16 protein-coding genes are annotated in these 13,674 nt (G+C 30.5%); 2 read left to right on the top strand and 14 right to left on the bottom strand.

What is annotated here, in order from left to right; genetic code table 11:
- The coding region (locus IDG45_RS13180) for a DDE-type integrase/transposase/recombinase (protein ID WP_000630188.1) at positions 1-246 on the top strand (246 nt) is incomplete at its 5' end.
- A 148-nt stretch (positions 247-394) separates the two neighbouring features.
- Here the strand turns inward: IDG45_RS13180 and IDG45_RS13175 are convergent.
- The 14 genes from IDG45_RS13175 to IDG45_RS13115 form a co-directional block, all read right to left on the bottom strand.
- A complete protein-coding gene (locus IDG45_RS13175) occupies positions 395-901 on the bottom strand; it encodes a DUF1643 domain-containing protein (protein WP_000447786.1) in 507 nt (168 codons plus the stop codon).
- Positions 902-916: 15 nt separating this feature from the next.
- Complete coding sequence (locus IDG45_RS13170) at positions 917-1,228, bottom strand: DUF960 family protein (protein ID WP_001083109.1); 312 nt, start codon at positions 1,226-1,228, stop codon at positions 917-919.
- A gap of 95 nt (positions 1,229-1,323) precedes the next feature.
- Positions 1,324-1,662 carry an SAUGI family uracil-DNA glycosylase inhibitor gene (locus IDG45_RS13165; protein ID WP_000171559.1) on the bottom strand — a complete coding sequence of 113 codons (339 nt, stop codon included), beginning with the start codon at positions 1,660-1,662 and terminating at the stop codon, positions 1,324-1,326.
- A 105-nt stretch (positions 1,663-1,767) separates the two neighbouring features.
- Positions 1,768-3,444: a cassette chromosome recombinase CcrC gene (gene ccrC / locus IDG45_RS13160; protein WP_000676596.1), complete on the bottom strand. Its 1,677-nt coding sequence runs from the start codon at positions 3,442-3,444 to the stop codon at positions 1,768-1,770.
- 225 nt (positions 3,445-3,669) lie between these two features.
- Positions 3,670-5,289 carry a DUF5906 domain-containing protein gene (locus IDG45_RS13155; RefSeq protein WP_031864396.1) on the bottom strand — a complete coding sequence of 540 codons (1,620 nt, stop codon included), beginning with the start codon at positions 5,287-5,289 and terminating at the stop codon, positions 3,670-3,672.
- Positions 5,289-5,657 carry a hypothetical protein gene (locus IDG45_RS13150; RefSeq protein ID WP_031864395.1) on the bottom strand — a complete coding sequence of 123 codons (369 nt, stop codon included), beginning with the start codon at positions 5,655-5,657 and terminating at the stop codon, positions 5,289-5,291. Before IDG45_RS13150 ends, IDG45_RS13155 begins: the two co-directional genes overlap by 1 nt.
- Positions 5,650-6,750 (bottom strand): DNA polymerase, encoded by a 1,101-nt coding sequence (locus IDG45_RS13145; protein ID WP_031864394.1) that lies wholly within the window; start codon positions 6,748-6,750, stop codon positions 5,650-5,652. The genes IDG45_RS13150 and IDG45_RS13145 overlap by 8 nt, the downstream gene beginning before the upstream one ends.
- A 226-nt stretch (positions 6,751-6,976) precedes the next feature.
- Entirely contained in the window at positions 6,977-8,452 is a 1,476-nt protein-coding gene (locus tag IDG45_RS13140) for a DUF6038 family protein (protein ID WP_031864393.1), read from the bottom strand.
- 265 nt (positions 8,453-8,717) lie between these two features.
- On the bottom strand, positions 8,718-9,065 hold the full coding sequence (locus tag IDG45_RS13985) for a hypothetical protein (RefSeq protein ID WP_241012138.1): 348 nt from the start codon (positions 9,063-9,065) through the stop codon (positions 8,718-8,720).
- 31 nt (positions 9,066-9,096) lie between these two features.
- On the bottom strand, positions 9,097-9,348 hold the full coding sequence (locus IDG45_RS13980) for a hypothetical protein (RefSeq protein WP_241012137.1): 252 nt from the start codon (positions 9,346-9,348) through the stop codon (positions 9,097-9,099).
- Positions 9,349-9,527: 179 nt separating this feature from the next.
- On the bottom strand, positions 9,528-10,166 hold the full coding sequence (locus IDG45_RS13130; protein WP_001033157.1) for a fusidic acid resistance EF-G-binding protein FusC: 639 nt from the start codon (positions 10,164-10,166) through the stop codon (positions 9,528-9,530).
- A gap of 317 nt (positions 10,167-10,483) precedes the next feature.
- A complete protein-coding gene (locus tag IDG45_RS13125) occupies positions 10,484-10,642 on the bottom strand; it encodes a hypothetical protein (RefSeq protein ID WP_023604766.1) in 159 nt (52 codons plus the stop codon).
- Between the two features lie 109 nt (positions 10,643-10,751).
- Entirely contained in the window at positions 10,752-11,222 is a 471-nt protein-coding gene (locus IDG45_RS13120) for a hypothetical protein (RefSeq protein WP_224757036.1), read from the bottom strand.
- A gap of 94 nt (positions 11,223-11,316) precedes the next feature.
- Complete coding sequence (locus IDG45_RS13115; protein WP_031864390.1) at positions 11,317-13,257, bottom strand: ATP-dependent DNA helicase; 1,941 nt, start codon at positions 13,255-13,257, stop codon at positions 11,317-11,319.
- Between the two features lie 177 nt (positions 13,258-13,434).
- Here IDG45_RS13115 and IDG45_RS13110 point away from each other — a divergent pair.
- On the top strand, positions 13,435-13,674 hold a 240-nt coding region (locus tag IDG45_RS13110), incomplete at its 3' end, for an IS6 family transposase (protein WP_206171647.1).

Raw genomic sequence — 13,674 nt, 5'->3', positions numbered from 1 at the left:
AAAGTAATTAAAGCTTTTAAACTTAAACCTGACTGTCATTGTACATCGAAATATCTGAATAACCTCATTGAGCAAGATCACCGTCATATTAAAGTAAGAAAGACAAGGTATCAAAGTATCAATACAGCAAAGAATACTTTAAAAGGTATTGAATGTATTTACGCTCTATATAAAAAGAACCGCAGGTCTCTTCAGATCTACGGATTTTCGCCATGCCACGAAATTAGCATCATGCTAGCAAGTTAAGCGAACACTGACATGATAAATTAGTGGTTAGCTATATTTTTTTACTTTGCAACAGAACCAAATAATATATCTTTTAATCATATTGTAGATTAAAAGATATATATGAAATTCAATTATTTTCATGGATAGTGAATAAACATTTTAGTTGCTATACTTTTAATATCCATTTTTGACGTGCTTTCGAATTAAGGGGATGCATGATTTCATTGGTTTCTGGATTCATGAGTCGTTTTACTTTCTTTTTATGTGGTTTCAACATCTCTAATACTTCATTAACACGTGCTTCAACACCGGGCTTTTTAGCGTAAGCGCCCCAAGCTAATATCACTTCATCTGACTCTTTCACTGCCTTCATAATTTGAATATCTGTATGCTTATCATACGCATTTTCTAAATGTTTGAGATTGATAGGGGTTGTAATATTAGAGTATAGATTCACAAAATTGATTGAACCAAATGCATCCATTTCTGAAACTTTGTTCATGATGAGTTGGGTCGTTAGGTCAATATTGAGAATGCCATCATAATGCGGATACATTGTAATGATTGTGATTGATTGTTTTTCACTATTCCATGTTTTCTTAAGTAGATAGCGATGTTGTTTGTCATCACTGAATATGGCTTCTGTTTTTAATGTACTTTTGATTGTTTCCATATAATTTTCACTCCTCTAGTATTCTTCAGGTAATAACATGACATAATAAGAAAGGTCTACATCATCTTCTCGAATAATGTAGACCTTATTGATATTGATTGCTTTTGAATAATTAGCTTTATGGATTTTCGCATATTCAGGTCGTTCTTGTTTGTGTTTGATATATAATTGATTGCGATGCTTATTGAACTGGAATATATGAAAATAATCTACTGAAGTATTATCTTTGGTTTGTTCTTGTTCTCGCTCAGATACGAGTTGCCATAATTGGTGTTGTAAGATATTAGGTAAGTTGTTGGCGATACCCCGGGTGATATATCTATTCATAAGAGACTTCCTTTCGTTCTGACTCTTTCATCCAAATGATGATTTCACTTAGTATTGTAATGACTAATTGTGTAATTTTGATGTATTTATGCATTTTATTGTCCTCCTGTTAGTAAGTATCGTTGATCCAAAAGAGGCATGATAGTGTTGTGTAGGTATAAGAAATCCATATCGTGATTTTCGTCGATATAACCGATGGCTATGAGTTGTTTCTGATAGTAGAGAATGAAAGGATAGATATTACTTTCATGAAGTGTGTCAGAGTAGTAGGTATTAGTCTGAAGTGTTTTATTACTGAGTGGGCCAAGTCTTACATATTGATTGGGTAAGATATCATCAGCGATTTCCTCGATAGATTCGCAGTGCCACACTTCGTCCCTTGGCAGATTGAATAAGTTGGTTATATAGTGCTTGAGTTGTTGTTCTAGTGTCATGGTTATGACCTCCTAATGTATTTGATTGATGTATGCATGTGATACATCATTTTGATAATATATATTTGATTTTTATTTCATTTCGCTCACTTTTGTCACTAATAACTAAGTGGTAAAAGTGGTAATTTGGTCGATGAAATAATCATTTTGACCATATATTTCAAATTGGAATTTGGGCATAAAAAAAGACCCCCAATCTTTTTTCAAAGATTGAGGGATAAGACTTTCGTCAATTTTATACCTTACAAGTTTTACTTGTTTATCTGTCGTAATTTCAATTGAATCAATTAACATTTTCATAAGTTGATTTTTAGCTTCGGGTGTAGCCTTTCTTAAGTACACGCTGAATCGTGTTATCATCAAAATGAGTCGTCCTTTTAATTTATCAAAATTAGGTATTTCATCCTGTGATTGATTTGCTTGTTGCGCTTCTTTAATTTGTTGATCTAATACTTCTAACTGTTGATTCATTTGACTTTGTTTAGCTTTTAACATTTCGCTATCCATCTGATCATCTAAGAACAATTCTAACAATCGTTCTTGTTGTGTTTTAAGCTTAGCTTTTTGTTTTTCTAAACTATCAATGTCATATTTAATTTCTGTTTGGTTACTATGCTTTTGTTTCAGTTCTTCTATCACATTTGACGCAATCTGCTTGATAATATCTGGTTGAGACAGAATACGATTCAAATGAACATTAATTACACGCTCGACGACTTCAGCATTGATGGAATTACTGTGACATGCAGAACTCCCTGAACGATTGAATAATGAACAAATGTAATAACGCTTGATTGTCCGTTCTTTGGACTTTTTCGTTTTATAATACGTCCGTCGACATACCATATTATTTCCGCATTCTGGGCATTTAATAAGGCCACGTAAGTAGAAATCTCCACCAATAGGTCTGCCCGGTTTAAAACTTTTAGAAGCTAATTTTTCATGAACTTTATCAAATACCTCTTCACTTATAATGGCTTCATGTTTACCTTTGACCAATATCACATCATTTTTATCACTTTTGCCACTTCTTCGCTGTACAGCCCAGTTTTGATGGTTATTGAATCTGACATAGCCTTTATAGACTGGATTATTCAAAATGTATTTAACACCATACACTGAAAATGGCTTTTGATTAATAGTACGATACCCCTTTTGATTAAGTACGGTTGTAATGGCTTTGAGGCCTTTATTATGATTCAAATATAAATCGAAAATTTCACGTACAATATTAGCTTCATTTTCATCGATAACCAAATCATTTTTCTGTGTAAGTGGATTAAGTGATAATTTGTAGCCTAAAACACGACCGGTGATTGCCTCTCCGCTCCTTGCCTTAGCATTCATAGAAAGTTTCACATTCGAAATCAAAGTCTGGCGTTCTATAGATCCTATTAACCCAAACATTGTAACGAGTACTTCTCCAGAAGCATTGGATGTATCAATATTCTCAGAAATCGATTTATACCCTACATCATGTTCTTTGAATTCATGAATAATATTAAACACGTCTCTCATTGATCGTGAGATACGATTCAATTTCCAACTTAACACCATTTCGATTTTATTATCCTTAACATCTTGTAATAGACGTTTCATTGCCGGACGACCTTCAATATTTTTACCTGAAATGCCTGAGTCAGTATATGTCTCATAGTCATAACCTGGGAAATTTTTCACAACTTCTTTGATGAGTACTTGTTCCTGCTCATGGATTGAGTACCCATGCTCCGACTGCTCTGACGTACTAACGCGTGAATAAAGTGCAATTTTACCCTTCATATCATACCGCTCCTTTTATTAGATTATTGCTACAGACTATCGGTCTTGTAACAACATATAGATAATATATATTTATAATTTCGTTTCATTTTTATCACTTTTACCACTTAATCATATGAGTACTACAGGCAACTGCCTGTAGTACGTAATTAGCCTTAATTACCTTTATTGATACGTTCTTCTATGATAGGTACAAGCACTTCTACAAATGCTTCAATTTGTTCATTATTCATCGTCAAAGTCCTCCCAACCTAAGTTCAAATCATCTTCGTATAAGAACTCATCATCTGTTACATTCTCATTTTCATCGAATGAAATCATGTCATCTTTTTTATCAGTTTCTTTCCATCCTAAATCGATCCAATACTTATAACCATTATTTAGTCTACTTTGTACATTAAAGTTAGCTTGAACCAAATCATTAATAACTTGAGAGCTTACTTTAATTTCATCTCTAATAACCTCATTTAGCCTAGACACTTTGATACGTGACCCTGGTTTAATTGCTGTAAGTTTTCGGAGTAAATTAATACATGCTTTCTGATTTGGAATACTTACGGACCTGCTAGAAACAAATTCATATCCAAAATTTAACCAATCGTGAGTAATTTCAGTGACACGGCTATTTTCAAGGTACTCGATATCTGCTTTTACAATCTGTTGATACACATACATCAAGTAAAGAAAGATTTCTTTCTTTTCATCCTGTAACTTTTCAATTAAGTCGGGATCAGCTTTTTCAACATAATATTCACATGGAATAACAGCAATTCTACGCTCTAATGCTTTTGCGTGCTCAGATGGAAAGTTTAGTACAGCATTAGTATTAAAAATCAGTTTTAAATCTAATGTGACTTCTACTTGTGTCTGTCCCTTTCTATCAACATGGATAGGTTCAACTGAAAGTAACTTCTTAAAGTCATTTACTACCTTCTCATTGATTCTTGCCTCACCAATTTCATCACTTGCCATTAATCGTTTCCCAATTAAGCTTTCTTTATCAAAACGTCCACCAAGTTCGTTTAGCGTTTTTGATATAACGTCATTTTGATGAAAGAATGATTTCAACAACTTTATATATACTGATTTTCCATTATTAGCAGCGCCATGCAGAATCAAACCTCTTCGTAGTTTGGTATTAGCAGTAAGCAGTATTGCTGTATGCTGTATCAGAAAGTGCTTTAAATCGGTATCAAAGTTAGCAAGCTCTAGCATGTATTTACTGAAGTGGTCAGGTATATTTTCATTTATAACATCACCTTTATCTATTTCTATATTCAAGCGTGTTTTAGGGAATATATCTATACAGTTTTTAACAACTTCAAATGTATTTAGATTAAACATGCTAGGACCGCAACCAATATACTGCTTATCCTCAATAAGCTCTTCTACATCTGTTGATTTTTGTAAGCCATTCACTATGTTTGTCAGAGTACTTAGTGAAGGTTTATAATCTATTAACAACACTTGTATCATTTTAGATATCAACCCTTGTAATTCATCTTCATTTACCTTTTGCCAACCTATATCTTTGAAAATAAACAACTCTGAATCAAAACGCTTGATATGAAAAATACTTATCATCATTTCCACTAATATTGTGTCATTTGGCTTTTTTTGAATGCCAAAATAACTGTATATGTTAGGTCTATAGTCGACATCTTTAGGAATGTTAAGCTGTAGCTTATCGATAAGCTCGTTATACACCGTTATAGCTTGTTCAGACTTGTCTATTTCATCATCATTTCCAACACTAATGGTTAGGATAGCAATCAGACCTTGACGGTCGATTGCCTCCTTAGCCACACTTAATAGCTTAGATAACATTTGTAATATATGATTCATTATAATAATCCTCCATCTTCATTTAATGATGCTACATCTTGTACATAGTAATTACCGTTAAAGCAACCTACATGGATTAAATGCTTTCTATCAATATAAGGGTCATAATTCTCATGAGTGGAGCTATAATTACTGTGACGTTTAAGCCAATCATTGATTGACAACTGCTTAGCTGTCTTTTGTGTTGAGATATTACGATTCACATATACGATCTGATTATTCACTTCAATTTCATATGTGAATTGATGTTTCACATCACCTGAGAAATTTGTTTCTCTCACAGAATATAACGTAGCTACATATATATAATTTTCTTTGAGTGGTGTACTACTTGGTATTTGTAAACTTTGTCCTCTATCATTATTCATGGCCCTCACCTCCCAGTTCTTCCACTGTCACATGTGCAAATTCATCATTGAACAACTGGTTAGCTGTACTTTTCATTAGCTGAGCAACATCACGTGCAGTTACTTCATCATCACATTCAATCATAATCGCATCGTGTATCGGCACTATAATCTTGAACGTTTTTTGTTCGCATTGTGCTTTGTACACTTCCAACAGAATATGCTTGAAAACATAACTCGCTACAGTTTGTACATAAAATGCCATAATACTGCTACCTTGAAATGCGCTCATATCATGTTCAATGCCATAAGGCATAGGAATGGTTTTATGCTCTTCGATTTGTTTCTTAAGTTCAATGACTTTTGTAAATTGGCTGACCGCATCCAACCATTGCACTTCACTTACATATTGTTTCAACTTGAATTTAGGGCTATCGAAGTTGCCACCAAATAGAAACGAACCAATAAATGCACGTTTAACAAATACTCGTAGCTCATATGATAAGCCTAATTCACTTAGCAATGCGTCATACAATCCGTCTTTCTGATTTAAAAAGTCAATCAGTTTTGAATCTTGAGTCATGTACGCAACAACCGAAGGTTCAAATGATTTAAAATCGACAGTATATACCTTCTTATATTTTGAAGGTAAAATCGTGCATTGGACTGCTTTAGGTAAGCCCTGAATATTAAAATTTTTAGTTGTGATTCGATGTGTTCGTGTACCAATCAACGATAATTGTGTATATAATCGATTCGTACCATTTAATGACTGATCTAATCTATCAAATAACTGTTCGATTTTATCAGAATGTTCATTGTTCTTAGCCTTTTCAAGCATTATCGCTTTGATATCGGGTAATTTATCAATATTAAGTGTAATAGGTTCTGCTTCAATTTCTTCCTTTAATGCTTCCAATTCATGATGGACTTCCACATATTGATCTAATTTAGCTTGTTCATCAGCTAAAAGTGCATTATATTGTTGGTCAAGCTGCTGACTGAATTGTTGCTGCAATTGTTGAACATCAGTTTGGTTAGATGATTTGTCCATTAACCATTGTTGGGTTTTGTCACTTTGAGTCAATGACATCAGTTTGTCTCTTGTCTCCATATAAATCTGCTCCTTTATGGCAGAAAGTTGCGCGCTAACTTTTGCTTTAATTTTTTATTTGTCTTGGCCTCGACAATGTATAATTTAGCAATATTATACTAAGGTGTAATTGAGTTATTAAAAAATCACCAAAAAAAATAAACCCAACAAACGTTGATATAACAAGGTTTGTTGGGTTTGTTTTTTTATTTAAATTTATTCTTATGTTTAACTCTAAAAAACAATCTTAATCTGTTTTAGAACCAAATCTACGATTTTTAATTGCTTTTTTAAAGTCTTCTACGAAAGGTCCTACCATGAAATTATCAAAGCTGTAGCCAGACTCTTCTACCTTTGACAGTGTATTCAATGCCTGGTTTACAAAGTAGCTTCCTTGTTCTGTTATTTCGTTTCTCACTACCATTTGGGCATTTGAATAGTTTAACTTCACTTTATCGTTACTTATATATCTGTCAATTTTAATAATTGCATTATGTACATCTTCAATAGCATATCTTACGTAATCACTATTTATCTTATTAAAATATTTCGGATTAATGCTATATTTCATTAATTCACTTTCTAACCTCTCTAAGTCAAACTTAGCTTGTAAAAAGAAATCTAAATAGCTCGGCTGTTTATTTGCACTCTCTATATTAGCCTCGATAATTTTTATTTTTTTAATAATATTACTTTGGTTCATTGTATGTAACCTATTTTTTTTGTAATATAAAATCCCAAAATTTTGAGAGCTACGTCTTAATGTACTATTGTTCCAAAATTGTTGATTTTTATAAAATTCTGCTACGTCCCACTTTCTATTATTTTTAACCAATTCATGATCAATCAACTTAGATATACTTTTAATAGATTCTTTATGAATATTTTTTCTCAATTTGTTTTTCTTATCTAAACTTTCGATAAAATTACTATCAGCTCTTTGTGAACGTTTTAGCATATCTGCAATTAACCAATCAAGCTCCATATACTCTGTTTCATCATAGTCCCATACATCTTTAATTAAGCTATCTAATGGCATTTCATTTTTCTCGTATAATAGGTGGTTTAATTCGTAATCCTTTTTGGGATACTTACCTTCTTTTATTGCATTTGTGTATTCTTCTAATTCATTATTTTCTTTTATTTGGGTGTTTCTACGTTCTTTTGCCATAAATTGAAAAATCGTTTCATCTATAGATTTTAATACTTCATTTTGTAGCTCAATTCTTTTATGTATGGGCAAAGGTGTCATATATTGGTATAATTCTTGTTCCTTTTTATTAATTGATTCACCAATACTTAACCATGCTTTAGTATTTTGATATACGTCTTTCGTATGTATGTCTGCAATTAATCTTTTGTATTTAATTTCATTGATAGATTTCATTAACTGATAAGTATATTCCATGTAACTAGATGCTTTTATATTTTCAATCATCTCTTTTTTAGATTTTCCGTTTTGTTTAAAAGCTTTGGAATTTATATCCACTGGGTAATAGTCAATACTTTTTAGTAGCACCTTTATTAATTCTTTTGCGACGCCATTAAATGTGTATTGATTATTTTTATCTTGGCCTTTGTAATTGTGAAAAATTTTCATATCAATTTTAAAAAGCTTAGTAATGGTTTCCATTCTTTTTTTAAACTTATGTGGAGTGAGCTCTAATTCTATGCGAATATCTTCCTTTGAATATAATTTTTTTACTATCTCATTCGATGACATCATACTCTGCCTCCTAGTTTATGTCTAATTCTTTTTTGTTTTTCACTTATACATTCAGATATGAAATCTTCAAAATCTAATTCAGGTTATTTTGGATTTCTAACATTTTCTTCGTGTCCAATAACACTTACTAACTTTCCTAGACTACTTCTTTTCTCACTCTCATAATACTTATTATTCACGCCACATTCAGTAAAATAATTTATAATATTTTGAATATCCTTAATACTAGCTTCAATATTTAATATCTTCTTACATCCACTTATTATTCAAAATTATTTTGTATCTCGTGTTTTTTAATTACATCAGTGAGTAATGAAAAATCAAATTTTCTAATTTCCTGATTTCCATTAATTTCAGATATTTTCTCAACTAATTTCTTATCAAACAAATTACCGATAATAGTATTTACTGCTTTAATTTTACGATCATATGGTTTACTATAATAATATTTATCGGTTTCGTGTTTTATTGTTGAAAGTGGTTCTTTAATATTACCCTCATAACAAAATATGATTAAATTTATAGCATTTGAAAGCTGTAAAGCTACTTCATTATACTGTTTTCTTTGCCTATTAATATCTAAATTACCTTTATTCGCTACTTCCTGCAATTGATTACCTTCATTAATTACTTTAAACGGGTTAAATAAAGGTAATTTGTCTTGATTTGATAATTTTTAGTAAGTCTTCAGCAATATGATAACCACAATTAAACGTACCTAAAACTTTTTTAGAATTACCTTTTAAGCTGTATGAAAAACAGTAATAGCTATCTGTCAGTATGCCACCTTCACCGTCTTTCTTTTGATCTTCTAATAATTTTAAATGTGATATAGGTGTCACATCATATTTCTCAAGAAATTTAAGCCTATTTTCATGACCTCTTAAATTCATACTTAAAGACCCCTTTGTTTAAATTTGATACATTATTATTAATTACTCTGATTTACACTCTTCATCTACTTACCAATTTTTTAGTTTTATTTGTGATAAGCTTCAGCGTATCGATTAAGAGTGAGGTACAAAATATAACAACCCTGATCATTAGTTCTAAAGATCAGGGCTGTTTGAATCTATTTTATTTTAACAATAAATTCGTAAAGATTATTTATATCATCTAGGTTCTGATTACATTTAAAACTGTCATAACAAATGTAATCTCCTTTTTTAGTATATGTTCCACTACTCTTATTATGTTTAGTTTTATTGAGAAAGAGTGATGTATCGGATTCCTGATTACAAATTTTACAGAATCCTTTTACTTTATTTGGTGAAATTTCGCCATATATACCTTCGAATTTATCATCTAAATTTTTATAAACGATATATTTTCGGTTAGAAGAATTATCATTCCATCCTAAATATGAAATTTCTTTTGTATCAATTAAATTTATATCTGGTCTCTTTAATTTTTTTACTTTACGAAAAATTTTCTCCAGTTGACTTGATGAAGGTATTTCAAAATCTTGGATGTACACTTTTAATTCATTTAAAAGATGTTCTGCTTTTTTCTTAGTTAATTTTACATCGTCAATCGATGTAATAAAGTCCGAGATATCAATATCTTTTTCTTTAAAGATATCATTAATTTCATTTAGTAAAAAATCTTTTTGTGTTTTATGGGAATTCATATCGTTTGTACGATATAACTTAATCAATTGATATACTAACTGCTTTACTTTAACAAACTTATACACTTCTATTTTATTCATTTCATATTCCTCCATTTTTGTTGAAGTACTTTGTGAAATGAATGCTATTCATAACTAAGTACTTCTTATCTTTGAGTTAGAGTACTATAGCGTATGATGTATGACATATTTATATGTCGCATTATAATCAGCTCCTATAAAAATCTTCCACACTATCTTAGCAGATGATTTTATAAAAGTGAATAAATACCCCTTAAAATATCTAGTGGCATATTTATACTTATATTATATTCAGTAACTGCTCTTTTACTTATTTCAGCATCCGAATCAAGATTTATCACTTCAAACTCTAGTATCTAACTGGATATAAATGGAATTCAACAGTTACTCCCGCTTCTGTTAATGCTCATTGTCTTATCTCGAAACCGATCAAGTGATCCGACTGTCGTATGTGTAGATGGTAAATCACTAAAGTCTGTTTCAAGAATTGGTACTGCATACTTCGGTGTATCTCCTTCAACACCTTTAAGATACATAGACCATGCAAACTAATTCAATTCTTTACTCCATACTCCCTTATCATTAATTTCATTACTTGATTATGTTATACATACATTATTGCATTATAGCTTCATTCACTATTTATCATTCCCAATCTTTATTACATAATTCTTTAGCGATTTGTTCGGTGGTTAAGCAATCCCTATTCAAAATTTCATTCACATTAAAATACTTAACTCCCATCGATCCACCTTTAGATGTTTTCTTGTAGTCTGTCTCTATAAAATCTTCAATTAAGTAATAATAATGGGGTTCGTTCAATAGATTAGTCCACTTTTCTTTCCCAAGCACCATTATTTTATTTTTAACTATTTCATACTCATCAATCGATAACTCAGTACCTACAGGATAAACTGTCTTCAAGGATAATGAGCTCTCATTTATTTCCGTCACTATTACTTTGTCTACTTTTCCGATAGCTTTTATTGCTTTGTCTTTATATAGCCCAATGTATTCTATCGGCTTGAAACTGTAACCTCTTTTTTCAGCAGGATGAAAGTAAATATTATGTTTAAGGTTATCATCAAATGAGCTACCTAAAAGACACATTCTCATCCTTCCCTCAATATCATCTTGAATCGTCTACACTTAATTGGACATATTATAAGAGAATCAACTAGAAAATATTGGATAACTATTACTACTTACTTTAAATGTTATTAAGGAAATCTTTGACTTCATCTTTATGAATCATATTTTTAATTGGTAATGCATCTAATACTGCTTCTTTATGCTTATAAATGGGTTTATTCATTCTTGAATCTAATAACACTAATAAACCTTTATCCTGCTTTGTTCTTACTAATCTTCCTACACCTTGTTTCAGTTTAATTATCATTTCAGGAACTATAACTGCTTCATTACTATCATTTAATTTAGTAATCTTATATTTTGTAATTGGATCAATCGTAGGAAAAGGTAATCTGACAATAACTAATAATGTTAATAATTCATTTTTTAAGTCTATTCCTTCCCAAAATACTCCCGTACCCAATATTACACCTTTAGTTTTTTTAAATGATTCAATAATTTCATTTTGACTTTTACTACCATCATCTACATAGATAGTTTTATTAAATTTCCTTTTTGATAAATCATTATATACACCGTCAATGTCATCTTTAGCAGTAAACAATATCAAAGTGCCTCCCTTATTTTGGCTTGCCAATTCAAAAATATGTTTACCTATTTCTTCATAATATTTAACATCACGTTTATCAAATTTTGGTAAGTTTGGAGGTATGTAGAGCCTGCTTTCCTTGTACGGAAAATCATTATACTTAATATCTTCCTCATAGCCTTTAAAACCAATTATTTCTTTAATGTACTCATAGCTATTTTCATTATTAGTTTTATTAGTAATTGTTGCAGAAAGACATACAACTGGGTAACTTGTACTAAAAACTGTTTTTCTAAGTGTTTCAGCAATATTATTGGGACAAAATGAAATATCAATTTGGTCTTGCTTAGTTATTTCAGTCCAAAATATATATTTGTCGCTGTTATTTTGAAGATTTTTAAATAATGTTAACAGATTATTAGCTATTTCTAATTGTTCATTACTAACTAACGAAGATTGTTTAAATACAACAATATTATTAACATCGAATTCTTCAACTATTTCCTTTGTCATACTAATTAATTTGGCCATTTGATGATGACTAACAGGTTTTATATCAACTCGTCCAGTAGATAAACAATTACCATTTTTGTATATCTCACTTTTGGCACTATCCTTTTGAAGATTAAACCAATCTTCAATCATTTTTATATTTTTTAAATACCGAGATCTACTACCAACTCGGTTTGCGCCTTCTTTTATTTTATTTATCACAGTTTTAGAGTTAATAGTTTTAGTCATGTTAGCACGTTGTTTCTCTTCTAAGTTGTGAACTTCATCTACGATTAGCATACAAGGATCATCATAGATTAAACTCTCTTTTCCAAAGGTTAACTTTTTAAAATTCATCATTAACATATCTTGATTAACGATTATGACTTTCGGCTTATATTCATTGAGTCTAATATATCTATTTCCCTCTTTTAACTTATTTCTCATTTTAAAATAAGCGCATTCATTTTTATAGTGACATTTACTCATAATACAATTATTGGTAGATATTTGATTCCATTTTAAATTAGTCTCACGTACAGTTTGTTTTGTTAAACCATTATTTGCTATATCTAAAGCCTCCATTAAATTTAATTTACTTAAATTTTTACGATGAATTTCTTTAAAACAAGGATAGTTAGTTACACCTTTACCTACTATACAATCAACAGATATATGTAAAATTTCTTCAACTTGCTGTATATCATTGACTAGTTGCTCAGTTAATTGAATTGAGGAAGTCGTTACAATTAAAGGTTTTTTAGTACTTTTTGAAATCAATATACCAGGAATTAAATATCCAAATGATTTTCCTATACCTACTTGCGCTTCTACTATTAAATTTTCTCTTGAATCATAAGCATCAAATACATCATACATTAAAGTTTCTTGCCCATACCTTGTTTCCCAGCCTTTATTTTTCATATTTTCAATAGCCTTTGTTATATGATCGAATATAATTTGATTACTCTCATTCATTACATCACCCCATAATCAATTTAAACTAATTATACACTAATTAAGAACACATGTTCTTTTTACAAGTTTTTACTTGTAGATAATGTGTTTAAGTTAGTTATTGTATCCAATAAGATTAAGAGGTTCTGTTGCAAAGTTGAATTTATAGTATAATCTTAACCAAAAGGAGTCTTCTGTATGAACTATTTCAGATATAAACAATTTAACAAGGATGTTATCACTGTAGCCGTTGGCTACTATCTAAGATATGCATTGAGTTATCGTGATATATCTGAAATATTAAGGGAACTTGGTGTAAACGTTCATCATTCAACGGTCTACCGTTGGGTTCAAGAATATGCCCCAATTTTATATCAAATTTGGAAGAAAAAGCATAAAAAAGCTAATTACAAATGGCGTATTGATGAGACGTACATC

The organism is Staphylococcus sp. EG-SA-10, assembly GCF_017151945.1.
GTDB lineage: Bacteria > Bacillota > Bacilli > Staphylococcales > Staphylococcaceae > Staphylococcus > Staphylococcus aureus.
Note: the sequence above shows the minus strand (reverse complement) of the source record. Positions and strands in the feature narration are given on the sequence as shown.